Genomic DNA, 24,888 nt, shown 5'->3' with positions numbered 1-24,888 from the left:
GCAATGAATGGATCATGAGAAATAAAAGCTGTTTGGAGCACTGGGAAGTGCTGTGAACAGGGTTATATAGAAAGTGCACTAATAAAAATAGGCACCCAAACGGCGGTGACCAGCCCGTTTACTGCCAATCCAAATGCCGCATAACGCCCAGCAGTGTGGCTAATTTGCCATGCTTCGACGGTACCAAAAGCATGTGCTGCCAATCCAAGTGCTAAGCCCTTGGCACGGTCATCATCGATACCGCGAAATAAAAAGCGCGCCAAAGTACCACCGATAAGCCCAGAGACAATAATAATTAAGTTCGCCATGGCAAGTGGTGCTTTGATTAAATCTGCGACACTCAGACCGATGGGTGTGGTCACTGAACGCGTTGCAAAAGCGAGTATGGTGTCGTGACTTAATGAAAATAAATAAGCCAATGACATCGGTAGCAATGCACCAACCACACTTGCAAGGATAACTATGAGAGTAAGCTTTTTGACTGGCAGACCTTTAAAATTCATTGCTGCTAATGGTACTGCCAACAGTACGGTGACATATCCCAATAAGTGATCAAATACAGGCTTGGCAACATCGTAATAATCGTTGTAATCCCATTGTAGGATAAACAGAAATAAGAGAACAAGCGCCAACGCCGTAATCACCATCGGCAGCCATGAGAGCTTACGTGCCAGTACACGAGCAGTCACATGGGCGATTAGCGTTAATAATATCGCCGCAAAGGTTGCCACAAACACGTTATCAAAAGTCATTGCATTTCCTTGTTCATGCAGCTCATAGCTGTCCTTTGTGCTCTTCAACGGTGGTGCTATCGATGCTAACATCGTGATTGAGCGAACGGTTGGCAAGTATCGCAAGTCCCCAAAGCGGTATGAGTGTGCTAATAATCATCGTCAGCATAACGCCCCAAAGCTCATCACCTAAAGCGAATAGCAGTAAACCTGCACCTGCAGACACGGGCAAAAAAGCAAAACCGCTATCCACCAATAAAGTATTACTGGCTTGGGTGAGCCAACTGGGCAGCCCTTTAAGTAGTCGCCATGCCATCAAAATAAAGAACATGGCGACCAATCCAACGATGTTGGCAGCCTTTTCTATTCCTACTAATTGACAGATGATAACGGCTGATTCACGAACCACGATGACCATCGTGAGTGTCAGGACTAAGGCAAGCCATAGCGGCAAATGGGCGGAGTGAGTAGATTTCATAAGAAATACTGGCCGATTTAGAAAGAGATAGGATAGTAGCAACAAAATAGGTAACCACACTCTAATAAGTGTGTTCTATCTATCAATGATATGAATATTGGTTGAACCTATAGCCGATGATTATATAGAGAGTAGGCAAACTAATAAAGCTTATAGCATATCGTCAGTGCGATTATAAATAGCAACAGCGTTAAGCTCGCTTAATATAATGAATGTATCATTTGCGCCAGGCTACCTTGTGCTCACTTTAAACGACATCTACTATGGTAGCGCGTTTTCGTGATCGGGTAACCTATAAAGTTTAATGCTATGTGCAAAAAAAAGGATGATATCAATGGATATCATCCTTTTGTCTTTTATAAAGCTATTTTACAGATTCAGTCATTTATATCTTTAAGTCAGGAATTTCCACTTCTACTGCTAATTCCTCTGACTTAGCGGCTTCAGAATTCAGCGCATCAAACTCATCAAACGCTTTTTCTTCTGCCTCGGTCATCGTCGGCTCTTCAACCTCATCAGGCTTTTCGAAGTCTTCAAGTACTGGCATCAATAATGTGGCTTGTGCTAATGGCAATACATCTAAAGGTTCTAAATTGGCCTGACCCAGTAGCTGTCTTAGCGTATCGCTTGGCAAGCGAATCGTTAAACACTCATGACCACTGTCATCGTAGCTCTCTTCCCGAATAACACCCAGCTCATATAAGGCGTTTTTTAACTGACCTGCATGATAAGGTAAGGTCAACTCAAAGGTGGTGAGTGTACCAGTCAGTAACTGCTGGACGGCTAACGACAACGCTTCCATACCGAGATTTTCTCTAGAAGAAACATAGACACGATTGGGTTGTCCTTCGCTAGCATAACCAATATGTGCAGGCTCATCTGTCAAATCAATTTTGTTGTAGACATTGAGCACTGGTACATCATTGTCAATCTCTGCTAATACGTCTTTAACCGCCTGAATTTGCTCATGCATATCTTCACTAGAAGAATCGATAACGTGTAGCAATAAATCTGCTTCCAAGGTTTCTTCTAATGTCGCATGAAAGGATTCGACCAACTCATGCGGCAGATGACGGACAAAACCTACCGTATCGACTAAAACAACACGACCAACACCCTGCCAGTCTAAACGGCGTAGAGTAGGATCAAGCGTGGCAAATAGTTTATCCGCTGCATAGATATTCTCGTCGACCAAGCGGTTAAATAGTGTCGATTTACCAGCGTTGGTATAACCGACAAGCGAAATCGTCGGCACATCTGATTTTTGGCGGCGGGCTCGACCTTGCGCACGTGTCTGTCTGACTTTCTCGATTCTGCTTTTAAGCTGATTCACGCGCACTTGTAGCAAGCGACGATCGGTCTCAAGCTGGGTTTCACCGGGTCCACGTAGACCAATACCGCCTTTTTGACGCTCCAAATGCGTCCAACCTCGTACCAAACGCGTCGATAAATGGTTGAGCTGCGCCAGCTCTACTTGTAGCTTGCCTTCATAAGTACGGGCACGCTGCGCGAAAATATCCAATATCAAACCCGTACGATCCAGTACGCGACATTTTACCAAGGCTTCAATATTACGCTCTTGTGATGGCGATAAGCTATGGTTAAATAAGACGATGTCCGCATCATGTTCGCGTACCAATTCTGCTATTTCTTCTGCTTTACCGCTACCAACGAAGTATCTGGCGTCGGGTCTTTGGCGTGAGCCTGTGACTAAAGCCAAACGATCAGCCCCTGCTGAGTCTGCTAACAGCTCAAATTCACCTAGATCATCAGGATCTTGAATTTGACGGATGTCTAAATGTACTATAATGGCGCGCTCGCCACCTTCGTGTCTTTCAAAATAATCCAAAGAGTATCACCTATTTAATAAAGTAAATATATCGCTATTATCCATTCAGTAAACGTCGATATAGCGTTCATATGACCATATATATGTGGTCTCATCAGTTAATATTAAAGCGTTCTAGCACAATTAACGATGGTTTTATGTTACAGCGTAAATGAAAGCCATAGGCAAATCAGTGAACGCAGTAGAACTGGTTGAATAAACAGCAACTCAGTGAATAAACAGCAACTCAGTGAACAAATCGTCACTGACTGAATAAATTTTGTTATACTCATGGCGCTTGTTTACGATATATAATCATAAGTTTTTAACCACGAGGGACACAGATGAGCCAATCTAAGTCAGGCTTCTCACTCAGACAACAGTTGGGGCGCGGCAAACAAATTGCTGGCATGACCACCACTATCGCTGGTGGATTGCGCGCCGCCCAACGTATTGGCGCATTTAAGCAGCCACCACGCGAAAAATTGCCGCGCTATATTCAAGCCTTTTGCCGCAAAATGGCAGGCTCTTTTGGCGTCAAGGTTGTGGCAGTCGAGCGGGTAGAGCAGCACCACGGATTATGGGTATCCAATCATGTGTCATGGATGGATATCCCTGTGGTGGGGACACTGAGTCCTGCTTTTTTCTTATCCAAAGCTGAAATCGGTGAATGGCCTGTATTTGGTAAGCTGGCTCATGCAGCAGGCACGGTATTTATTGAGCGTGGTTCCGGTGATGCAGGGTCGGTCGCCGCCCAAATTGCCAGTTTTTTGACCAAAGGTTTCTCGGTCATATTCTTCCCTGAGGCGACCACCACTGATGGTAAGAAAATCAAGCGTATCCATGGTACTTTGCTACAAGCAGCGATAGATGCTGACGTGCCCGTACGCCCGCTGGTAATTGCTTATGTGAATAAAGACGGCACGTTAAGTGAAGAGTTGCCTTACTATGGCAAGCTTACGATGAAAGAGAGCATAAAAAAGGTACTCGATACGAAAGATGTGACCGCCTACGTATTGCCACTTGAGCCAATAGATCCCAAAGGGCTGAGCAAAAGTGAGTTGACGGATTTGTTACAAGCCCGTATGCAAGAAGGTTTGGCTGAACTACATTCGCGAGTCTTAACGAAAGTCGCTAAAATATAAAGCGGTGACAGCTTAATAGTTGCGAATATTCAACACGCTCTAATAAAAAAGGCGCAAATCGCTCAGTTTATGACTGCGATTTGCGCCTTTTTTTGTCGATTAAAAATACAGCAGCCTCAATGCGCTAAAGTCTGGTTGGCATCAGACTATAGTGTCACATCAAGCTAAAATTAGGGTGATGGATTGGGATGCTGTGTATGCACCGCTTCAATCGCTTCTAATACTTCTGAGCTTAAGGTTAAATGGATACTATCGATATTGGATTTTAGCTGCTCGATCGTAGTAGCGCCAATAATATTACTGGTAACAAATGAGCGTGAGTTAACAAAAGCTAGTGCCATCTGTGCCATATCTAAACCTGCATCTTCTGCTATTTTGGCGTATTGAGCAGTGGCTGATAGCGCTTGTTCATTGGTATAGCGCGCAAAGCGATCATACATCGTCAGACGCGCACCCGCTGGACGTTTGCCATCGAGATATTTACCAGATAAGACACCAAAGCCAAGCGGTGAATAAGCCAATAGACCCACATTCTCACGGTGCGTAATCTCGGCCATAGCGACTTCATATAAGCGATTTAGCAAACTATACGGATTTTGCACCGTGATAGGGGCGATCAAACCATTTTTATCCGCCTCCCATAGATAGCGCATCAGTCCCCAAGCCGTGTCGTTCGATAGTCCATAAGCGCGAATACGCCCTTTTTTAATCTCATCATTTAACGCTTGAATGGTCTCTAGAAATGGCGTCAAATCATCTAGTGGTTGCGATGCCATCTCTTCGGTATAGCCAAGCTGACTAAAAAAATTCGCTTGGCGTTCAGGCCAATGGAGCTGGTAAATATCAATATAATCGGTCTGCAAACGCTGAAGATTACCATCGATGGCGCTGCTAATATGTTCGGCATTAAAACGCGTTTGCCCATCACGCAAAAAATCCATCGGCGATATTTTGCTAGCAAGGATAACTTTATCGCGCTGTTTGGTTTTATTAAACCATGTACCCATGAAGCGTTCAGTATCGCCTTGCTTGTCCTTATCTGGCGGCGATGGATACATTTCCGCCGTGTCCCAAAAATTCACCCCTTCGCTTAGCGCCATGTCCATTTGTTCATGTGCTTGGATCTCGGTATTTTGCTGTCCCCATGTCATCGTGCCTAAACAAATCTTAGAAACTTTTTCATTGAGTTGTGGCAACATTTGATATTGCATATGAATGTCCTTTGTAAATGTATTTTTATAGCTGACAGTTTTGTAAGCAATTACATGAGCTTTATGCCAGTGACACCAGGCGGGGTAACTTTAAAGATTTTTACTTTAAATAACAGGGATTGTCCGGCAAGGGGATGGTTAAAATCCACTTCGACTTGATCGTCATCGAGTGCACTAATCGTACCCGGCAGCGTGTTTTTGCCTTTGTCTTCGAACTCTACCATCATGCCGATTTCTGGATTATCAGCGATTAACGCAAACTGAGTACGGCTGAAATGTTGGATGTTGTCAGGATTCCAATCGCCAAATGCCTGCTCCGGCTCAAGGTGGGCAGAGCGCGTGTCACCTGCGCGCAGGTTCATTAATACCTGCTCAAAGCCAGGTAACAAACTTTCATCACCAATGGTGAGCGTCACAGGCGCATCACGGCTAAAAGTAGAATCAATCATCGTACCGTTCTCTAGTGATACTTCAAAGTGCAGCTTTACAAGGCTGCCAAAAGTGATACGGGTGTCTTCATTGGGATTGATAAATTGTGAGTCGGTCATAGTCAACAGCCATTTATTACGGGATTAGGAATTGGTTTGGCAAATAATATAAGAAATGATAAGCCATCTTGGAGAGTATGTAAGCGTAAATAGTGTAACGCAAATAGTGTAATATATTTGGCAATTCTAAGAGTAGGCAGGGGTTTTTATGGTAAATAAACAACAAGGTCACATTAAAAAGTGGCAAGACGACAAAGGCTTTGGTTTTATCGAAACACAGAATGGTGATTCAATATTCTTTCATATCAATGAGTTTAAAGCGCGTCGTCGCCCTGAGGTCGGTGAGCCCGTTGTTTTTACATTTGGGCAAGACAATCAAGGGCGTATGCAAGCAAAAGATGTACAAGAACTTAGCTTTGTGCAGCAAAAAATGTCACAAAAGAATCAGAAAATCCGTCAGCGTAATCACAAACGTAGCATGCAAGCAGACTTTGAAGCGGGACAAAAGAAACGTTTGTTCCTTGGTGTGGGCTTTTATGGCGTATTAATCTTGTTGGCCGCCATGAACAAGCTCAGCTGGCTGGTTGTGGGTTGGTATGTGGCCTTGGGTCTCATTACTTATATGATGTATGCCAAGGACAAAGCCGCTGCTCAGAATAATGATTGGCGCACACCTGAATCAACCTTGCATCTGCTAAGTGCGCTGGGCGGTTGGGTGGGCGCGATGGTTGCGCAGACGTATCTACGCCACAAGTCGCAAAAGCCTGAATTTCGAGTGGCGTATTATTTGACTGTTCTCATCAATATGGCGGGGTTATTGTTTATATTAACAGGGGGAGGCTTAGCATTTTTGCAAGGATTACTTGATTCTTTGGTATAAAAGCACTGGTTTATTTATCATAGTGAGCGGTGTAGTTTTGATATTTAATGCTTAAGTCTAAAATAAACAGCTGATGAAACATCAAAGTTTTATATCTTGAGTGGCTGGTTGCCGCGCATTGGTATTTTGTGCGAGTATGACGAATCGTACGCAATGAGCACGATTTTTCAGAATAAACCTTAAATGGATTTCATTAATAATAAAAGGCGAACGTAAGTGATTACTTTATACAAATATAGCCATCCAAGTCGCGCTGAAACGGTCATTTGGGCATTACAGGAGCTGGGCTTAGAATATGAGACCAAAGAAATAGATGGTAAAAAAGGGGAGCAGCGAAGTCCTGAGTTTTTAGCCGTTAACCCCTTTGGTAAAATCCCTACCATCACACATGAAGGCAAACACTTTACTGAGTCGTTGGCTATTATTGAATATCTCAATGAGTTACACCCTGACAAACCTTTGACACCAAATAAAGCAGATAAGAACTTCGCTGAGAAAAACTATACACTTCGCCAAGTGATTTCATTTGGTATGATCGAGATTGAGAGTTATCTATGGATACTCACCAAAATCAAGGTATTAGACAATTATGAAAACTGGCCTGAGGGCACCGCTAACAACTGCATGAAGTGTATCCAAAAAGCCCTACCGATTGCTTATGCTTGGGTAGATGAGCAGGAGTATATAGCGGGGGATAGCTTTACGCTGGCAGACATTTATTATCAGCATTTGTTTTCATGGTTAAAGATGCTGGGCGTTGAGTTGCCTGAGCAGGTTCAGGATTATCTTAAAAAACTATCGAAGCGTGAGAGATTTCCTAAGAGATAATTAATCATGACTGTAAGCTGTTGAGAGTGGCGTATAGGCGCAATACTCTATGCTAACTAATAGCCTTTATCAGAAAAAATGATGAATAAAAAAGGTGGGTTACGACTGCGTAACCCACCTTTTTTATTTATAAATCTAACTGTATTAATGCGATTTAAAATTATGACCGCGGCATTTCACGCTTTTTTTCTAAAAATAGCATGTCAATGACAATCAACGCCACACCGATACTAATGCCCATATCCGCAATATTAAAGATAGGGTAATGCCAGACATCAGCGTTGTGTACATGGATGAAGTCGATGACGTGACCATGTAGCAAGCGGTCAATGAGATTGCCAACCGCACCGCCGAGCACTAGCGCTAGACCTGTCGATAGTAGCTTGGCTTGGCGCGGGGCTTTTATCAGGTAGCCAATTAAAAATAGCGACATCAATAACGCCAATCCCGAAAAAAACCACTTTTGCCAACCACCAGCATCTGCCAAAAAGCTAAATGCCGCGCCATAGTTGTATGCCAATGTCCAATTCAGAAAAGGCTCAATCACAGGCACTGGCTCATGAAAAGTCAGCTTAGTTTCAGCCAGCCATTTCGTCCATTGATCGATGATTAGAACGACCAACGATAGAAGATACCACGTAAACGCACGACGGCCATTCGCAATCATTTTTGGTGTCTTCGTCAAACGACTTTTTGGTGTCGTTGAGCTGCCTGTGGTTGCATGAGCTGGTTCAGGTGATTTATCGACTTCACTATATGGCGGCTTGTTGTCTGATGATTCTGTTGAGTTAGGCGTATGGTTAGGCATAGTGGCGCACCTCGCCATCACCGCTGACGTTAGTCACGCAGCGCGCGCATAATTCTGGATGTGCACTATCCGTACCGATATCATCACGGATATGCCAGCAGCGTACGCACTTGGTTCCAGTTGCGGCGCTCACGTTGACCACTAAATCGATAGCTTCATCAGCATTGCTATCTGTTTGCTCTGTAATATTATCATTAGTTGCAGCAGGAGCGTCGCTCATTGGTTTCAAAGTTGCGCTACTAGTGATTAGTACAAAGCGCAGTTCCTCACCCAGCTTGGCCAAGCTTTCATGCATTGCTCCATCGGCATAAAGATTGACATCGGCAGACAAGTTAGCATTGATGATTTTTTCACCACGTGCGGTTTCGATATGTTTGTTCACCATATCTTTGGCTAGCATAATGCGCTGCCAGTCATCATTGCTGATCGCGCTTAGCTCAAATTCTGGAAATTTATACCATTCTTCAGTAAATACATAACTGTCAGCGCCATGCAATACTTCCCACGCTTCTTGTGCGGTGAATGACAAAATAGGCGTAATCCAGCGAATGAGTGCCTGAACGATATGGTAAATCGCCGTTTGCGCAGAGCGTCGTGGCTGTCCATCAGTCTGAGTCGTATACTGACGATCTTTGATAATATCTAAATAGAAGCTACCCAAATCTTGCGAACAGAACGCAGTAATATGCTGGGTGACTTGGTGAAAATCCATCGCATCATAAGCACTGATGATTTGTGCTTGCACGGTTTGCGCACGCTCAATGATGAATTTATCAAGGCTAACCAGCTCATTAATATCGACGCTGTTGGTCGCTGGATCAAAGTCGTCGGTATTGGCAAGTAAGAAACGCAGGGTATTACGGATACGGCGATACATATCGATTGCGCCTTTAAATACCGTTTTACCTGCGCTCATCTCATAACGATAGTCGCTTGATGCAATCCACAAACGCAGCATGTCCGCGCCTGTTTTATTGATCTCTTCCTGCGGCGTGATGATATTACCCAGTGACTTACTCATCTTGCGACCGTTTTCATCAACCACAAAACCATGCGTCAGTACTTGCTTAAATGGTGGGCGACCGTACATGGCTTCTGAGGTCAATAATGAAGTCTGGAACCAACCGCGATGCTGATCTGAACCTTCTAAATACATATCCGCAGGATTGGTCAATTCATCGCGTTGTTCAAGTACCGCGAAATGCGTCGTGCCAGAATCAAACCAAACGTCTAAGGTGTCGGTTGCTTTATCATAGTCAGCAGCCTCGTTGCCTAAGAAGTCTTCACAGCTGGCATCAAACCAAGCTTCCACACCGCCCGCATCGATTTTTTGTGCCGCGACTTCCATCAGCTCAAGCGTGTTTGGATGCAGCTCGCCTGTTTCTTTATGGGTAAAGAAAGTAATCGGCACGCCCCATGTACGCTGACGTGAGATACACCAATCTGGTCGACCCGTCATCATGGCTTCGATACGGTTTTGTCCCCATGCTGGTGTCCAGCTTACTGCTGGAATATCTGCAAGCGCGCGCTCACGCAAACCTTTGGCTTCCATACTGATGAACCACTGCGGCGTTGCGCGGAAAATAATCGGTGACTTATGACGCCAGCAATGTGGATAGCTGTGCTCAATCTTGGTATGACTGATTAGATGTCCATTATCATGCAGTGCAGCGATGATTTTTGGATTGGCTTTGTAGATGTGCTCGCCTGCAAATACTGCTGCGCTGTCTAGGTAGACGCCCGTACCACTGACTGGGTTTTCAACAGGTAAGTTATATTTAAGACCGACGATATAATCGTCAAGACCGTGACCGGGTGCCGTGTGCACGAGGCCAGTACCACTATCTGTGGTTACGTGATCGCCTAGGATTAATGGCACTTGACGGTCTGCAATCAGTGGATGCTGGGCACGTAAGCCTTCAAGCTCGCGCCCAGATACGGTCGCTAGCACGCCTTGATTGCTAAGTTTGAGTTCCGTTAATGCTGTTTCAACCAAATCCGCGGCTAGTAGCAAATTACCTTTTTCAGTCGCCACCACACTATAGTTGTGTTCAGGATGTACAGAGATGGCTTGGTTAGCAGGTAGCGTCCAAGGGGTCGTCGTCCAAATAACAGCGGCGATATTACCCGCTACGTCAGCCAACGCCGCAACCTTATCGGTATCCAAAACATCAAAGCTCACATAGATAGCATCAGACACTTTATCTTGGTATTCAACTTCGGCCTCAGCCAGCGCAGAGCTACAGTCCAAGCACCAGTTGACTGGCTTCATACCGCGAGTGACATGACCATTGTCATAAATTTTGGCAAGGGCGCGTACGATGTTAGCTTCTTGGTGGAAGTTCATCGTTAGATAAGGGTTGTCCCAATCGCCAAATACGCCTAGACGCTTAAAATCTGCCTTTTGCAATTCAATCTGGGTGTTCGCATATTCACGGCATAGACCGCGGAACTCAGTCGCCGATACTTTTTGACCGACTTTGCCGACTTTGGCTTCGACCTTTTGCTCGATAGGCAAACCATGACAGTCCCAACCGGGGACATAAGGCGCGTCAAAACCGGATAGCGTTTTTGACTTCACGATAATGTCTTTGAGTACTTTATTAACCGCGTGACCCAAGTGAATCTGACCGTTGGCGTACGGAGGGCCATCGTGCAAAATGTATTTGGTCGCCCCAGCACGTGCCTGACGAATTTTGCCGTACACATCATCCGCTTCCCAAGCAGCAAGCCAATCTGGCTCGCGCTTGGCAAGGTTTGCACGCATCGCAAATGGCGTATCGGCAAGGTTTAGCGTGTCTTTATAATCCTGGCTTGGCGTATCAGTACTTTTATCAGTCATAGAAGGTGTCTTTTTAGAAAATGGATTAAAAATCGATGTATAGTCAGATGTGACATTTAGGGTAATGCTTAGCTGGCTGCTTAACCGTTGATGATCGCTTTCTCACTTATAATATATCGCTGTGCATCAACGTCATAAATATGCTCACGTCAATAATAAATGCTATCGAGACGAATGCAACATAAAATATGCTTATGGATAATAAAATACCGTGATAGCAATAAACTAAAAAGAGGCAATGAGATTGGCAGCTATTATATGACAAAAAGGCTAGGGTAAAAAGAGCTGGTCAGTATTGTCCTTATTTTAGCCAAAACCAATTATTTATATGAGTGATGCATCACCTATTGAATCATACGGATGGCAAGTGCCATTGTCTACCGACTGAACTCTAAATAATTGGACTCTAAACAGCAGGTTAAGCATTAAAAAACTGATGATAACCATAAGCGCAATTTCAGCGACCATAAGGGTTGAATGCCCGTCAACCCTTGAGTCATCTCGCCATTCTTTAATATGACATACGAAGGCGTCACTTGTCCTTGCCAATCAGCGAAGATGCTGCCTTCTTGATCATTTATCGTCGTAAAGCGATAGCTGTTTTCATTAAGGTAGCGATTCAGCTCTTGGTCAGTACCTGATTTAATGGCAATCGTAACGACTGGATAATCATTTGCGGCGGCAAGTTTGTCTATGGTCGGCGAGGTGATACTACAAATGGGACACCACGTGCCCCAAAAATACACCAGCGTTGGTTGTTCATTGCTCAGCGCCGCTAAGTCAACGACTTGCCCTTGATAATCGGTCAGTTGCAATTGCGGGTTGGCGGGCATGATAGGTTGTCGCCACCAATTAATAGCGGTATAAATAACAGCAAATACCAAGCCATATATGAGGAGATTTTTAGCGATAGACAACCCCTTTTGCTTGGGCGTTTTCTTTGGCTTTTTAATGGATTTTTCAGTATCAGTCGTCATAATGGCTGCTTTTTTGCTATAGGTTTTGTATAAATGGCTTTGATAAGTGGTTGTTGATAGATAAAAATAAACGGCTGAAATGTCAGCCGTATTATTCATAAATTTTATTAAACCGTGTTCAGTGTTGGTATTTTAAAGTGACTGATTAAGGTTTTTGCGCACGGTTTTGTAATGGATCACCGAGCAGGACACTACCAGAGTTTTCGAGGCGCTCATCATCGCTTAGCTTACTGGCTGATACTTTAGATTTTCTCTTCCATTTCAAACTATACAAGTCATCACGGCGATCAAGCAGATTATGTACCGAACCTTCGTTACGGACATGAATAAGCTTGTCTAAGTTCACATCTGAGAAAAATACCATCTCAGTGTTGGCAGTGGTTTCTGCCATAATCGCATCATGCGGGAAAGCAAAATCTGATGGCGAGAAGATAGAAGACTGCGCATATTGAATATCGAGACTTTCAACCTGTGGTAAGTTACCAACCGAACCACAAATCATCACATAGCATTCGTTTTCAATCGCACGTGCTTGGGCGCAGTGGCGCACGCGTAGATAGCCGTTTTGCGTATCTGTCCAAAATGGGACGAACAAGATATCCATGTCATCAAGTGCCATGAGGCGGGCAAGCTCAGGGAATTCAACGTCATAACAGACCAAAATACCAATACGACCGGCATCGGTATCAAACACCTTAACCTCGTCACCGCCTTCGATGACCCAAGCGCTACGCTCATGCGGGGTAATATGGATTTTGCGCTGCTCTTCGACCGTACCATCGCGGCGGCACAAGTAACTGACATTATATAACGTATCGTCCTCGTCCAAGTACGGCATCGAGCCTGTAATGACGTTGACGTTGTAGCTGACCGCTAAATGCGATATCTCATTTTTAAACCATTCGGTATAACCGGCTAAAAATCGAATAGCGACGTTTTGATCCGTCGATTCACACAGACCCATTAATGGTGCGTTAAAGAACTCTGGTAAACAAGCAAAGTCAGAATTGTAATCAGCCATAATATCGACAAAGAATTCGACTTGCTGCAGCAGCTCTTCAGGTGACTCGACTTCACGCATTTGCCATTGGATGCCACCAATACGCACCTCAGACTTACGAGTGTTTGGCTTATAGTCCTGCGGCTCGTAATAAATATTTGCCCACTCAAGTAGAGTAGCAAAACCTTTAGATTGTTTATCATCAGGCAGATAAGCCGTTAAGATACGCTTGACGATAAAGCCATTTGAGAGTTGGAAAGACAATGCAGAATCATGAATTTCACGAGCCGCGACGGCTTCAATATATTCGCCAGGTGTGAGATCTTGATGGTTATGATAGTTCGGGATACGACCACCAGCCAAAATAGCTCGGAAGTTTAACTGGCGACACAGCTCTTTACGGGCATCGTATAATCGACGTCCTAGGCGATAACCACGGTATTCAGGGTCGATCAGCGCATCTAAACCGTAAATAGCATCGCCTTCAGGGTTGTCTCTGATAATCTCTTTATGACCAATCAAGTCGTCGTAGGTATGTGGGTTAGAAAACGTGGCATAATCAACACGCATAGATAACACGATACCAATCAATTGATCATGATCAAATAAAGCGATCTGACCTTCAGGGAAGGCATCGATTAAGGTATTAATAGTGTTCTTTGACCATGCACCGCCCAAGTTGACATAGACACGATCCATTAATGCTTTTAATTGTGGATAGTCTTTTTTCTTGATTTCAGCGATGGTTAGATGAAAGTCGTCTAGTTTTTCTATTTTGCTCATAATGTTCCTGTTTTGGATCTTTATTAATTTTAGTGATATCAAATAGCATGTGTTGCCACAATTCAGTTAGCAATTTTTTGTGTAAAAAAAGTGATAAAAATATTCCAATCACAAAATATTATCGTTACAATCAATTATTACTGTATTTACAATAAGTTATGAAAATGATTTATCTTATAACTTCTGTCAGCTTTGGCGTTACTGGCGTGTTTTTTGAACCTCATATCATTTTAAAGTAGCTATAAACTTAAATTAAAGTGACTATAAATTGAAATAACTATAAAATTTTTCATAATGTTCACAAACAGTCGTTGGGGTTAATACAAGCCAAGTGTTTGGTACAGTCTCTAACCTGAGGGTGTCGGTACAGATATTTTGTTAGCTTAACATTATTTTTAAATAGCATATCTTAGAATGCTTGGTTTTGATCTATTTGGTTTTGGTCTATTTGTTTTGCTGGTTATCATAACAAGCTACTCAAGTAATGACAGTTTAACGTGGTAACTATTTGCTACGTTTTTGTGAGTCGCTGTCTTTTTTCATTGGGGCGTCGTTGTGTTTGTTTTGTTTAGCCGTATTTAATCGGTTTTTTAGGATTTTTTTATTATGCCCTCAAGTCACAACAATAGAGTCAGTAGCTGGGATGAGATAGAAGACTCAGCGCTGGTTCAATTGGTGTATGTCAGTAGTTTGACGCTTGTCTCACGTTTAAGTGCCTCTATATTTGATGAAGTAGAATGCCATGCGCGTAACTATAATCAACAGCATGGCATTACAGGTACTCTATGTTATGGTAGTGGTCATTTTTTGCAATGCATCGAGGGTGAGAAAGCGCACGTATTTGCCTTAAAGCAACGCATATTTGCGGATAATCGTCATAAGAATACTGAAATATTGCTGTTGCAGACGATAGAACATCGCCGTTTTGCGGATTGGCGTATGCGCTTATTATTTTTAGAGCGTTGGTTATGGTCACCAGCGAGCAAAAAGCAAGCCGCACAGTTATCGCCATATTTGCCATTTGCGCCGCATAATTGGTCGCCTGATCGTACCGAGAATTTTTTACAAATCATCAAAACCTTTGATACGCCGCCACATATCAAAGCGGCTGGTATTACCTATAATGCACTGGGCAATATGTTTCGTCATATCGCCGCCCCGCATCAAGCATTTTTAATCGTTCAAGGTTTTTTAAGTGTGTTATTAGTGATAGCGCTAGTATTGTTATTTTTATAAATAATCGCTTTTATAAGACAAAAAAATGACGCTAAATATCGATGTTTAGCGTCATTTTTTATGCCATTTTAATTATGAGCTTAATCATTGAATAAGCACTTACATATCAAAAATCTTGCCACGGTTCATAATATTATTCGGATCAAAGACTTTTTTTACCTCTCGTAAGTACTCAATCTCAATCTCGCTGCGGCTATATTGTAAATAAGGCTTTTTAGTCATACCGACGCCATGTTCGGCAGAAACCGAACCGCCATACTTTTGCACGGTTTCAAACACATACTTATTAACAACCTGACATTCAGCAAAGAAATCATCTTTGCTCATATTTTCAGGCTTTAGAATATTAAGATGCAAGTTACCATCACCGATATGCCCGAACCAGCAAACCTCAAAGTCAGGGTAGTTGCTGCTGACGATGTGATCAATCTCGGTGATAAACTCAGGGACATAGCTTATCAGTACAGATACATCGTTCTTATAAGGGGTAAATACTGAGATGGTCTCAGAAATGTATTCACGCAGCTTCCACAGCTCTTCAGCCTGTGCCAAGCTCTGGCTCATGACACCATCGATGACCCAGCCTTGCTCCATGCAATGCTCAAATATGGCCATGGCCTTATCCATGATAGGCTCGTATGGTGCTTCAAACTCTAGTAGCGTGTAAAACTTGGTGCGTGACTCAAAAGGTTCTTGTACTTGGCCATGTGCCATCAATTTATCAATCGCCACATCATCAAAGAATTCAAACGCAGTCAAGTCAATCTTGGCTTGAAAGGCAGAGAGCACATTCATGACATCGTTAAAGCTGTCCATACCTAGTACCATGACGTTTAAGTCTTGGGGCTGACGCTCCAGCTTGATTTGCGCATGGGTGACGAGACCAAGTGTGCCTTCACTACCGATGAATAATTGACGTAAGTCATAGCCCGTCGCATTTTTGACCATGCCGCGGTTAAGATGCAAAATATCGCCTTTACCCGTGACAACGGTTAGACCCATAATCCATTGACGGGTCATGCCATAGCGAATGACTTTGATACCGCCCGCATTGGTACCGATGTTGCCACCGATTTGACTTGAACCTGCTGAAGCAAAATCAACAGGGTAGTATAAGTCTTTTGATTCAGCGAATTGCTGCAACTGCTGCGTGATGACACCAGCTTCGACTTCAACTATTCGATCGGCCGGATAGAACTGCCCGATACGATTCATCTTATCCATACTGATGACAATCTCACCATTAGCAGCGACAGCACCAGCTGACAAACCGGTACGACCGCCACTAGGTGTCAGGACGACGTTGTGCTCATTGGCAAGCAGTACAATCGCTTGTACTTGCTCAGTAGTCTTCGGAAAGACGATGGCAGCAGCAGCAGGGGCAAAATGCTTGGTCCAATCTTTGCCCCAATGTTCTAAACTCTCAGGGTCGGTTTTGATTTGGCTGGCGTCAAACTGATTAACATCCATCAAAGTGCTCAAAATAGTTTGAACAGCAGCTGTATGGGTTGCAGAGGTACTTTGGCTAGATAAAGAAGTCATGGTCAAATCTCGGTATAAACGTAAGCGCTATGCCTAAAGGGGATTATTATATCGCTAAATGGATATAAACATAGCCACATAGGTATGTTTATATAGTACGTATTTATATGATTATAAGTGAGCCAGTAAAGCAATGATAGAAAGATGTCATGCTGCGTGCTTATATGGCGGTAAATGGCAAAAAATAGTTTAATAAACGTCGAACAGCGTGATTTACTATAGCATAAAAAGTTTTCAGGCTTGATAACCAATAATTCATCTAATCTGCTAACATCGCCGCCCAATTTTGTGTAAGATATCCAGACTGTTTTCGTTTCACCCACCCTATAGTTAAAGCATTGGTAAGTGGTTACGACGTTAACCTCATTTAATGTACTCAGTGTATGGTTTGCGCTTGGTTACTTTGTACCTACTTTAAACGGCTTCGACTACAGATTATCCCTCAGATAATTTTACAAGACAATTATAGGACAGTTCTCATATGGCGTTATCACTACAAAAAGACAAAATCCGGTTTTTATTGCTTGAAGGTCTACATGACAATGCTTTAAAAGTATTGGAAGGAGCTGGTTATCATAACATCGAGAATATCAGTCACGCATTAGATCAAGATGAGCTGATCGAAAAGATTAAAGACGCTCACTTTATCGGTATCCGTTCGCGTACGCAATTGACACGTGAAGTACTTGAGCACGCGCACAAGCTCATCGGTATTGGCTGCTTTTGTATCGGTACCAACCAAGTAGACTTAGACGCCGCTCGTGATTTGGGTATTCCCGTCTTTAACGCGCCATACTCAAACACCCGCTCGGTGGCTGAATTGGTATTGGCCGAAGCCATCATGCTATATCGCGGCATTCCTGAAAAGAACGCCACGGTACATCGCGGTGGTTGGGGCAAGTCTGCGACCAACTCACATGAAGTACGTGGCAAGACAATCGGTATCGTCGGTTATGGCTCTATCGGTTCGCAACTGTCTGTCTTAGCAGAAAGCTTTGGTATGAAAGTCATTTATCATGATGCTGTGACCAAATTGCCACTAGGTAATGCGGTACAAGTAGGTAGCTTAGAAGAGCTACTATCAACGGCTGACATCGTGACTTTGCATGTACCTGATGTACCAAGCACCCGCTACATGATGAAAGCTGAGCAGTTCGCGCATATGAAAGACGGCAGCTACTTCATCAATGCCGCTCGTGGTACTTGCGTAGAGATTGATGATTTAGCCGCTGTGCTTGAATCTGGTAAAATCTTGGGCGCAGCGATCGACGTATTCCCGAAAGAGCCAAAATCAGCTGATGAAGAGTTTGAATCACCACTGCGTAAATTTGATAACGTCATCTTGACGCCGCACATTGGTGGCTCAACCCAAGAAGCACAAGCTAATATCGGATTTGAAGTTGCTGATAAGTTTGTTAGATACTCTGATCAAGGTGACACAGCGACAGCCGTGAACTTCCCAGAAGTTTCTATTCCATTCAAAGAAAACTCGCATCGTCTATTACATATCCATAGAAACGTGCCAGGTGTGCTGTCTCAGATCAACCGTCTGTTTGCAGAAGCAGGAATTAACATCCTAGCACAGAGCCTAATGACAGAAGGCGATGTCGGTTATTTGGTCATGGATGTTGATTACAATGATTCAACTGCCGCGCTAGATCAGTTAAAAGACGTAGAAGAGACGATTCGCGTGCGTATTTTGTTTTAAATAATATTTGCATGTAGGAATAATTTTTAGCATAGAAATAGCAGACCATCATTCAGATAGTCTGCTATTTTTTTGTCTTAAATCAAGCAATTGCGACGTTCAATCATGGCATTGATGCTTTCTATTTATGAGTAACACAAATTATAGCGAATGTAAGTTTTACATTCACTATACTCATTTTTATATAAGTTAACATTATCTTAATTATAGGGTCTTATTAACAATCTAAACTACACCAGTACATTAAGCCTATAATGATGAATATATTTCTAATGAACAACATGATTAATTATGTTTTCGAGGTAAATCACGGTTATGTTCTGCGGACAAGCATACTTAAAAATGGTAAATAGCTTGCTGAAGAAGGTAATTCATTTAACACATACAATTGACTGAATAGGATGATTCATGAAAAACAACTTACTCAAGGCAGCTGCATTTGGTAGCGTATTAGCTATGACTGCAACGGCTAGCCATGCTGCTGGTGATCAAGATAAATATCAATTATCTAGTCATATTTTAGATATTAGCACGGGCAAACCAGCACCAAACGTCAATGTAAAACTGATGATGCAAGAGAAAACTGGTAGCTGGAAATTGCTTAATGCGCAAAAGACTGATAACAATGGTCGTATCGGCAACTTCTTACCGAATCAAGACGGCGTTGAGCATGACGGTACTTATAAGTTGATTTTTGAGACGACTCCTTATTTCCGAAATCAAGGTCTAGAGTCTTTCTATCCGTATGTTGAAGTCAATTTCAATATCGAAGGCGATAACCATTACCATGTGCCAATCACTTTGTCTCCATACGGCTATAGCACTTACCGCGGTAGCTAAGCCATATTACGTACTAAGCAAGTTATAAGTCAGTACTAATAAAGCAAAAAGGACGCCCCAATCAAATATTTGATTGGGGCGTCCTTTTTGCTTTTATCCATCTTAAATTTATTCAGCGTTAGCTTTATTGGCTTCCTCTGCTTGGCGACGTGCTTCAATTTTAGCGGCTTTGCGTTTCTCAATCACATCAATCACATCGCTACCAATATGCGCTTCGCCACGTTTCTTTGCCAGCTGCATTTGATGCTCGCGCTCACGAAAACGGGATTTTTGCTCGTCGGTCGCTTTATCAATGCAGTGTGGGCAAGACTCGCCTTTGATATAAGCAAGGCTTTGCATATCATCGACAGTAATGGGCATACGGCAGGCGAAGCATTGCTCATAGTTGCCTTTTTCCAAGTTATGATTGACCGACACGCGGTTATCAAAAACGAAGCAATCGCCTTGCCACATAGAGTCGCTGGCTGGAATTTCTTCTAGATATTTTAAGATGCCGCCTTCTAAATGATACACCTCTTCAAAGCCTTGCTCACGCATATAAGCAGTAGACTTCTCACAGCGTATACCACCGGTACAGAACATCGCGACTTTTTTATGTTTGGCTGGATCCATCTCTTTTGCGACGTATTCTGGGAACTCGCGGAACGTTTCGGTATTTGGATTGACGGCATTTTGGAACGTGCCGATTTTAACTTCATAATCATTACGGGTGTCGATAAGAATGACGTCAGGGTCTGAGATTAACGCATTCCATTCGCTTGGTTTTACATAGCGTCCAACTGATTGCAATGGGTCGATATTTTCAACGCCCATGGTAACGATTTCTTTTTTGAGCTTCACTTTGGTACGATAAAAAGGCTGAGCATCGGTATAAGATTCTTTAAAGGTAAAGCTGCCAATCGCTTCGATACTGCGCAGATACTCAAGGACGTTATCGATACCTTGGCGTGTGCCAGAAATCGTACCATTAATGCCTTCATTGGCAATCAGTAATGTGCCTTTGACATCATTATCGAGCATATTATTTAAAATTGGCTCGCGGTATTGCTCAAAATCAGCAAAACGCGTGAACTTATATAGAGCGGCAACGACGATGTTATTGGTGACGCTATCGTAGGCAGGGGCTGATTTGTTGTCGGCGACAGTGCTGTTTTGAATATTGCTATCTGTATTGTGGTCTTGAATGGTACTCATATTTTTCTCCTGCTGGCTAGGTCGCAAACCTAGTGCATTGGGTTTAAGGTGCTTCTTAAAATTAACGGTTGAAATTAATTGGTAATGCTATAACACTAGCGCAATTGTGGAATTGACTAATGCGGGCGTAGTGTAGCAAATTTTGCAGAGTTTTTGAACATAACTCATACCCATAATGTTCGCAATATGAAGATATAGTGTACGAAAAACCTCTCATGGATTGAAATCTCTACAGTTAAAACAAAAAATAGGTAATTGTAGTCATCACAGTTCTTTCACAAAAGTAGCTTGTACTCGCTTCGAAATAAGAATGTAGGGTATCCATATAAGACAAGCGACAAGCGTTCGAACCAGCTCTTTAGTCGTATCAGGATCGAAAATAGGATCATTAGGGAAAATAATTTTAACCGCCATCGCATCGATAATGATGAATACGAGAGTAAACAGTAGAATGCCGATATAGAACTTTGGAAAGACAGCCTTCTTCAAGAAGAATAAGAATCCAACAAATATCCATGTGAGCACTAATGCACCATTAATAGTCATTTCTGCTAATATGATTGGCGCCCACATAGGATGATACGCTTCGGTTCCTGATGAGGTCAATATCTCCCAAGAACCATCTTTGAATATTTCAGAATAAAGTGGAAAAATCAGAAAGATGATTCGTAAAGGTGAAGCTACTATTCCAAGAGCGACCAACCACAGCCAACCGCCTATCCCTTCTAACGATTCTTCGCCTATCCCTTTTAAGTGTTCTGCCACCAAATTCTCCTTTAGTCATTGATTTAAAATTAAGCTGTAACTAGGGCGTGTCCTCAATTCAATCGATTACTTTCTAAATAGGCTAAAAATGGCTAAAAATGGCTAAACTTTGCCAAACATCGTCAAATAGCTTCTTAATATCTCGATATTATGTGCGCTACCTTCCTTGTTTAACGGCAATTTATCTCATGTTTATCGCCATTTTTAAAATGAGGACACGCCCTAGTAAACGTTGTCTCATGATAAGTCAACCTAAGCTGATATTATAGATAATAAAAAACCCAGCAGTTACGCTGGGTCTTTATTGTCTCAAATTTTATTAACTGGTTTACTTACTCTGGAACCAAGTATCCGCTTTGCTGCGGGCGCTAGCGATATCTGAGCTTGATAAGTTCAATGCCAACTGACCGATTTTACCGCGTGCTTTATTACGTACTTTTTCATCAAGCATACCATCACGGGCAGCCAAATCGTACCATTTATAAGCATCGACGAGATTTTTTTGCTTTTCATCGAGCAATGCAAGCGTATAGCTGGCACGGTTATCGCCGCGCATTGCCGCTTTTTCTAACCAAACTTTCGCTTGTTGCAAATTAGGCTGCACACCTTCACCGCGCAAGTACATGATGGCAAGATTCAACTGAGCAGGGGCAACGCCTTGCTGAGCCGCTTTGGTATACCACTGAATAGCTTGCTGGGTATTCTTTGCAATGCCTTCGCCTTTCTGTAAGCGCTTGGCTAAATAAAACTGAGCGTGATCGTTACCTTGGGCAGCGCGGTTAGACAGCTCACTGACTGGCATTAGCTCAAAACGTGACGTATCAAGTGGCACGTTTGATATTAACTCAGCGTTTGCTAGACCTGCACAAGAAAATAAGGCAGTAAACAACGCAGCTTTTAATAATTTCATAGCAGCTCCAAAATTAGGCAGTTAATAAGCAAAAAAAGTTGCACCGCTAAAAGGGTTTAGACGGCGATAACAATTAGGTGAAATCTTGCGATACCAACTTACCTAATCATTAGCAATATAATTAATCGATGTAGTGTGGCAAATTCCTTTAATCGAACCGATAAACGGTCAGAATCAGGGTGCGATTGACACTATTTTGCTAGCTTAACACCCAAACTTACGAAACTCAAATACTAATTACATGATTTAATGCTTATTCATACCTCATTGTCCTCAATAAAATCATAGAGTTACTTAAGCGTAAGAATAAATTAATAAGTTATTAAAGTTAAAATTTGTATTTATGAGCCGTGCTACCGCTTTCAACCAATGCTAGGGCGTGTCTTCAATTCAATCGATTATCTTCTAAATGGGCAAAAATGGTTAAATTTTGCCAAACATCGTCAAATAGCTTAGCAATATCTCGATATTATTCGCGCTACTTTCCTTGTTTGACAGCAATTTATCTCATCTTTATCAGCATTTTTAAAATGAAGACACGGCCCAAGTAGACAAACCTATTATTCAGGTTTTTGTTTAGTGACACGATAGATAGCGACGTCTGCTAATAGGTTGGGTGCTTGGCGTATCAATGCTTTCATAAGTGGCGTATGACCTTTTTCAGAATCGCTGACGGCAAAGCGGTTGACGATATGAATATCATGCTGTGCACAAAGCTGCTCAAAATCTTTAAACGTACACAGATGAATATTTGGGGTGTTATACCACTCATAAGGCAATGCCTCTGAGACAGGCATCATCCCTTTAAGTCCTAAATGAATGCGGTTTTGCCAATGGGCAAAATTGGGGAAGGTGATGACGGCTTCGCGTGCAACACGTAGCATATCAAGTAAGAGCACATCAGGCGATTTCACCGCTTGCAGCGCCCGTGCCATGACGACGGTGTCGAAACTGTTATCAGCGAAACGTGCCAGACCATCATTCAGGTCTTGCTCGATGATAGATAAGCCTTTAGCGATACCATCATTGATTTTTTCTTCGTCAATCTCAAGTCCGTAGCCTGTGACGCCGCGATTTTGTTGTAAATGCGCGAGTAGCTCACCATTGCCGCAGCCCAAGTCCAGTACATGTGAGTGCGGCGCAATCCAGCGCTCAGCCAATTGATGATCCATTCTCATGAGCGTGCTCCTGATTTTTGCTGGCTGCTTTGATTTGTGCTTTGTGCTGGCTGTTTTGATTTGCTGTCGGTGATAAATGGCGCAGTCAAAAATCCTCGGACGGCACCCATATAACGGGGAATATCAAATAAGAAAGAATCATGACCATGCGGCGCATCGACATTGATGTAGCTAACTGGTTTGCCAGTCGCCATCAGCGCATCGACAATCTCTTGTGAGCGCTCCGGCGCAAAGCGCCAATCCGTGGTAAATGAGACCACTAGGTATTGGCATTGCGTATGGGCAAAGGCGGCTTTGAGCGCAGACAGCTCTTGCTGACGATTCTCTTCACTCTCATCTATTGTTGCCACCGTATCTTCTAACGCATGCTGCATACTTGTTTTACTAGATTCCACTGATGTGGCGATTGAGCCCTTAAGCTGTGCTGCTGATTCTGTTGCCATGGCTGATGGATAATCACGTGTTGGATCAAAATAATCCAAAGCTTTTGTCATGAGCAAATAAGTATTGGCATCGAAATTTTCGCTAAAGCGCTCACCTTGGTAGCGTAAATAGCTCTCCACTTGGAACTCAACATCGTAGCCATACATAAATTTGCCAGACTTTAAATCACGACCAAATTTCGCCTTCATCGCGTCATCGGTTAAGTAGGTGATATGTCCAACCATCCGAGCCAATATTAGCCCGCGACGAGGATAAGTACCTGCTTGTAAATAGCGTCCGTCTTTAAAATCAGGGTCGGATAAAATGGACTGCCGCGCCACTTCGTTAAAGGCGATATTCTGTGCTGAGAGCTTTGGCGTGCTGGCAATGACCACGCAACGTTTTAACCGATTTGGATAATCAACTGACCATTGCAGCGCCTGCATACCACCCATGGAACCACCAACAATGGCATGCCAAACATCAATACCAAGACGATCTGACAGCATCGCTTGGGTTTTTACCCAGTCCTTAATAGTGACGAGCGGAAAGTCAGGGCCATAAACTTGCGGTTCACTGGCTGGATTGTTTTTGTTTAAACTGTCTTTGTCTAAACTGTTTTTGTTTACATTATTCTGGTCTGAATCGATACTGTCAGGATTAATGGTCGTTGGACCGGTAGAGCCGAAACAGCTGCCGATATTGTTGACACATACGACATAAAACCGATTGGTGTCGATCGCTTTATTAGGGCCAATCATATTGTCCCACCAGCCAGCCTTTTTATCATCATCGCTATGAAAACCGGCTGCGTGATGACTGCCAGATAGGGCATGGCAAATAAGTACCGCGTTTGATCTGTCGCTATTTAGCGTGCCATAAGTTTCGATGATTAAATCAAACGATGGCAAAGTACGATTACATTCTAACGTCAACGGCTCAGCAAAATGAAAAATCTGAGGCGTGATAATGCCGACTGAACCGACTGAATCCACGGGATTAACTAGGCTCGCCGAATGAAGCGTATCTGTCGGGGACTGGTCACTGGTATTATTAGGGCGTGCGTTCAAAGCTACCTCGCAAGACAACAATC

Annotated in this window: 21 protein-coding genes; 6 read left to right on the top strand and 15 right to left on the bottom strand. The window is 43.1% G+C overall.

Going from position 1 to position 24,888, the window contains the following annotated elements:
- Positions 1-62 precede the first annotated feature (62 nt).
- The 3 genes from ACI2JM_RS12565 to hflX all read right to left on the bottom strand — a co-directional run bounded on the left by ACI2JM_RS12565 (position 63) and on the right by hflX (position 3,058).
- Positions 63-752 (bottom strand): LrgB family protein, encoded by a 690-nt coding sequence (locus ACI2JM_RS12565; protein ID WP_055125716.1) that lies wholly within the window; start codon positions 750-752, stop codon positions 63-65.
- A gap of 22 nt (positions 753-774) precedes the next feature.
- The gene (locus tag ACI2JM_RS12560) at positions 775-1,209 is read right to left on the bottom strand and encodes a hypothetical protein (protein WP_060490438.1); all 435 of its coding nucleotides are present in this window, start codon (positions 1,207-1,209) and stop codon (positions 775-777) included.
- A gap of 385 nt (positions 1,210-1,594) precedes the next feature.
- The gene (gene hflX, locus ACI2JM_RS12555) at positions 1,595-3,058 is read right to left on the bottom strand and encodes a ribosome rescue GTPase HflX (protein WP_404644602.1); all 1,464 of its coding nucleotides are present in this window, start codon (positions 3,056-3,058) and stop codon (positions 1,595-1,597) included.
- 323 nt (positions 3,059-3,381) lie between these two features.
- On the opposite strand from hflX, the gene ACI2JM_RS12550 reads away from it, so the two are divergent.
- Entirely contained in the window at positions 3,382-4,182 is an 801-nt protein-coding gene (locus ACI2JM_RS12550; protein ID WP_201539770.1) for a 1-acyl-sn-glycerol-3-phosphate acyltransferase, read from the top strand.
- 170 nt (positions 4,183-4,352) lie between these two features.
- Here ACI2JM_RS12550 and ACI2JM_RS12545 read toward each other — a convergent pair whose 3' ends face one another.
- Together ACI2JM_RS12545 and ACI2JM_RS12540 are read right to left on the bottom strand one after the other, a co-directional pair.
- Positions 4,353-5,393 carry an aldo/keto reductase gene (locus ACI2JM_RS12545; protein WP_404644600.1) on the bottom strand — a complete coding sequence of 347 codons (1,041 nt, stop codon included), beginning with the start codon at positions 5,391-5,393 and terminating at the stop codon, positions 4,353-4,355.
- Between the two features lie 50 nt (positions 5,394-5,443).
- A complete protein-coding gene (locus ACI2JM_RS12540) occupies positions 5,444-5,941 on the bottom strand; it encodes a peptidylprolyl isomerase (RefSeq protein WP_201615432.1) in 498 nt (165 codons plus the stop codon).
- 148 nt (positions 5,942-6,089) lie between these two features.
- Between ACI2JM_RS12540 and ACI2JM_RS12535 the strand changes: the two genes are divergently transcribed.
- Together ACI2JM_RS12535 and ACI2JM_RS12530 are read left to right on the top strand one after the other, a co-directional pair.
- Complete coding sequence (locus ACI2JM_RS12535; protein WP_404644598.1) at positions 6,090-6,761, top strand: DUF1294 domain-containing protein; 672 nt, start codon at positions 6,090-6,092, stop codon at positions 6,759-6,761.
- Positions 6,762-6,977: 216 nt separating this feature from the next.
- Entirely contained in the window at positions 6,978-7,589 is a 612-nt protein-coding gene (locus tag ACI2JM_RS12530) for a glutathione S-transferase family protein (RefSeq protein ID WP_404644596.1), read from the top strand.
- Positions 7,590-7,749: 160 nt separating this feature from the next.
- On the opposite strand, the gene lspA is transcribed toward ACI2JM_RS12530, so the two are convergent.
- The 4 genes from lspA to ACI2JM_RS12510 form a co-directional block, all read right to left on the bottom strand.
- Positions 7,750-8,397 carry a signal peptidase II gene (gene lspA, locus ACI2JM_RS12525; RefSeq protein WP_404644594.1) on the bottom strand — a complete coding sequence of 216 codons (648 nt, stop codon included), beginning with the start codon at positions 8,395-8,397 and terminating at the stop codon, positions 7,750-7,752.
- Positions 8,390-11,239 carry an isoleucine--tRNA ligase gene (gene ileS / locus ACI2JM_RS12520; protein ID WP_404644592.1) on the bottom strand — a complete coding sequence of 950 codons (2,850 nt, stop codon included), beginning with the start codon at positions 11,237-11,239 and terminating at the stop codon, positions 8,390-8,392. Before ileS ends, lspA begins: the two co-directional genes overlap by 8 nt.
- A 425-nt stretch (positions 11,240-11,664) precedes the next feature.
- Positions 11,665-12,216, bottom strand: coding sequence for a protein disulfide oxidoreductase (locus tag ACI2JM_RS12515; protein ID WP_201555006.1), 552 nt, complete (start codon positions 12,214-12,216; stop codon positions 11,665-11,667).
- A 145-nt stretch (positions 12,217-12,361) separates the two neighbouring features.
- On the bottom strand, positions 12,362-13,999 hold the full coding sequence (locus ACI2JM_RS12510) for a carbon-nitrogen hydrolase family protein (RefSeq protein ID WP_045453728.1): 1,638 nt from the start codon (positions 13,997-13,999) through the stop codon (positions 12,362-12,364).
- A 606-nt stretch (positions 14,000-14,605) separates the two neighbouring features.
- On the opposite strand from ACI2JM_RS12510, the gene ACI2JM_RS12505 reads away from it, so the two are divergent.
- Positions 14,606-15,235: a BLUF domain-containing protein gene (locus ACI2JM_RS12505; RefSeq protein WP_404644590.1), complete on the top strand. Its 630-nt coding sequence runs from the start codon at positions 14,606-14,608 to the stop codon at positions 15,233-15,235.
- A 99-nt stretch (positions 15,236-15,334) separates the two neighbouring features.
- On the opposite strand, the gene ACI2JM_RS12500 is transcribed toward ACI2JM_RS12505, so the two are convergent.
- Positions 15,335-16,705 carry an FAD-binding oxidoreductase gene (locus ACI2JM_RS12500; protein WP_404644656.1) on the bottom strand — a complete coding sequence of 457 codons (1,371 nt, stop codon included), beginning with the start codon at positions 16,703-16,705 and terminating at the stop codon, positions 15,335-15,337.
- 553 nt (positions 16,706-17,258) lie between these two features.
- On the opposite strand from ACI2JM_RS12500, the gene serA reads away from it, so the two are divergent.
- Both serA and uraH read left to right on the top strand, forming a co-directional pair.
- Positions 17,259-18,485 carry a phosphoglycerate dehydrogenase gene (gene serA / locus ACI2JM_RS12495; protein WP_404644588.1) on the top strand — a complete coding sequence of 409 codons (1,227 nt, stop codon included), beginning with the start codon at positions 17,259-17,261 and terminating at the stop codon, positions 18,483-18,485.
- Between the two features lie 408 nt (positions 18,486-18,893).
- Positions 18,894-19,325, top strand: a complete 432-nt coding sequence (uraH, locus tag ACI2JM_RS12490) for a hydroxyisourate hydrolase (RefSeq protein ID WP_201539760.1) — start codon at positions 18,894-18,896, stop codon at positions 19,323-19,325.
- Positions 19,326-19,433: 108 nt separating this feature from the next.
- Here the strand turns inward: uraH and ACI2JM_RS12485 are convergent, their stop codons facing one another.
- The 5 genes from ACI2JM_RS12485 to ACI2JM_RS12465 form a co-directional block, all read right to left on the bottom strand.
- Positions 19,434-20,519, bottom strand: coding sequence for a rhodanese-related sulfurtransferase (locus ACI2JM_RS12485; RefSeq protein WP_404644586.1), 1,086 nt, complete (start codon positions 20,517-20,519; stop codon positions 19,434-19,436).
- Between the two features lie 264 nt (positions 20,520-20,783).
- The gene (locus ACI2JM_RS12480) at positions 20,784-21,284 is read right to left on the bottom strand and encodes a DUF2569 domain-containing protein (RefSeq protein WP_404644584.1); all 501 of its coding nucleotides are present in this window, start codon (positions 21,282-21,284) and stop codon (positions 20,784-20,786) included.
- A 328-nt stretch (positions 21,285-21,612) separates the two neighbouring features.
- A complete protein-coding gene (locus tag ACI2JM_RS12475; protein ID WP_045443681.1) occupies positions 21,613-22,194 on the bottom strand; it encodes a tetratricopeptide repeat protein in 582 nt (193 codons plus the stop codon).
- 560 nt (positions 22,195-22,754) lie between these two features.
- The gene (gene metW, locus ACI2JM_RS12470) at positions 22,755-23,372 is read right to left on the bottom strand and encodes a methionine biosynthesis protein MetW (protein WP_045443684.1); all 618 of its coding nucleotides are present in this window, start codon (positions 23,370-23,372) and stop codon (positions 22,755-22,757) included.
- Positions 23,369-24,790: a homoserine O-acetyltransferase gene (locus tag ACI2JM_RS12465; RefSeq protein ID WP_404644654.1), complete on the bottom strand. Its 1,422-nt coding sequence runs from the start codon at positions 24,788-24,790 to the stop codon at positions 23,369-23,371. Before ACI2JM_RS12465 ends, metW begins: the two co-directional genes overlap by 4 nt.
- Positions 24,791-24,888: the final 98 nt, after the last annotated feature.

The sequence above is a fragment of the Psychrobacter sp. NPDC064578 genome, from assembly GCF_044901245.1.
Taxonomy (GTDB): Bacteria; Pseudomonadota; Gammaproteobacteria; order Pseudomonadales; family Moraxellaceae; genus Psychrobacter; species Psychrobacter cibarius_C.
Note: the sequence above shows the minus strand (reverse complement) of the source record. Positions and strands in the feature narration are given on the sequence as shown.

Bases quoted from the DNA above. Each gene is read 5' to 3' on its own strand.
- ileS (WP_404644592.1), bottom strand. From the start codon at position 11,239: ATGACTGATAAAAGTACTGATACGCCAAGCCAGGATTATAAAGACACG.
- uraH (WP_201539760.1), top strand. From the start codon at position 18,894: ATGAAAAACAACTTACTCAAGGCAGCTGCATTTGGTAGCGTATTAGCT.
- ACI2JM_RS12550 (WP_201539770.1), top strand. From the start codon at position 3,382: ATGAGCCAATCTAAGTCAGGCTTCTCACTCAGACAACAGTTGGGGCGC.
- ACI2JM_RS12535 (WP_404644598.1), top strand. From the start codon at position 6,090: ATGGTAAATAAACAACAAGGTCACATTAAAAAGTGGCAAGACGACAAA.
- ACI2JM_RS12510 (WP_045453728.1), bottom strand. From the start codon at position 13,999: ATGAGCAAAATAGAAAAACTAGACGACTTTCATCTAACCATCGCTGAA.
- ACI2JM_RS12560 (WP_060490438.1), bottom strand. From the start codon at position 1,209: ATGAAATCTACTCACTCCGCCCATTTGCCGCTATGGCTTGCCTTAGTC.
- ACI2JM_RS12540 (WP_201615432.1), bottom strand. From the start codon at position 5,941: ATGACCGACTCACAATTTATCAATCCCAATGAAGACACCCGTATCACT.
- ACI2JM_RS12505 (WP_404644590.1), top strand. From the start codon at position 14,606: ATGCCCTCAAGTCACAACAATAGAGTCAGTAGCTGGGATGAGATAGAA.
- serA (WP_404644588.1), top strand. From the start codon at position 17,259: ATGGCGTTATCACTACAAAAAGACAAAATCCGGTTTTTATTGCTTGAA.
- ACI2JM_RS12565 (WP_055125716.1), bottom strand. From the start codon at position 752: ATGACTTTTGATAACGTGTTTGTGGCAACCTTTGCGGCGATATTATTA.
- ACI2JM_RS12475 (WP_045443681.1), bottom strand. From the start codon at position 22,194: ATGAAATTATTAAAAGCTGCGTTGTTTACTGCCTTATTTTCTTGTGCA.
- ACI2JM_RS12500 (WP_404644656.1), bottom strand. From the start codon at position 16,705: ATGGATGTTAATCAGTTTGACGCCAGCCAAATCAAAACCGACCCTGAG.
- ACI2JM_RS12515 (WP_201555006.1), bottom strand. From the start codon at position 12,216: ATGACGACTGATACTGAAAAATCCATTAAAAAGCCAAAGAAAACGCCC.
- metW (WP_045443684.1), bottom strand. From the start codon at position 23,372: ATGAGAATGGATCATCAATTGGCTGAGCGCTGGATTGCGCCGCACTCA.
- ACI2JM_RS12485 (WP_404644586.1), bottom strand. From the start codon at position 20,519: ATGAGTACCATTCAAGACCACAATACAGATAGCAATATTCAAAACAGC.
- ACI2JM_RS12545 (WP_404644600.1), bottom strand. From the start codon at position 5,393: ATGCAATATCAAATGTTGCCACAACTCAATGAAAAAGTTTCTAAGATT.
- lspA (WP_404644594.1), bottom strand. From the start codon at position 8,397: ATGCCTAACCATACGCCTAACTCAACAGAATCATCAGACAACAAGCCG.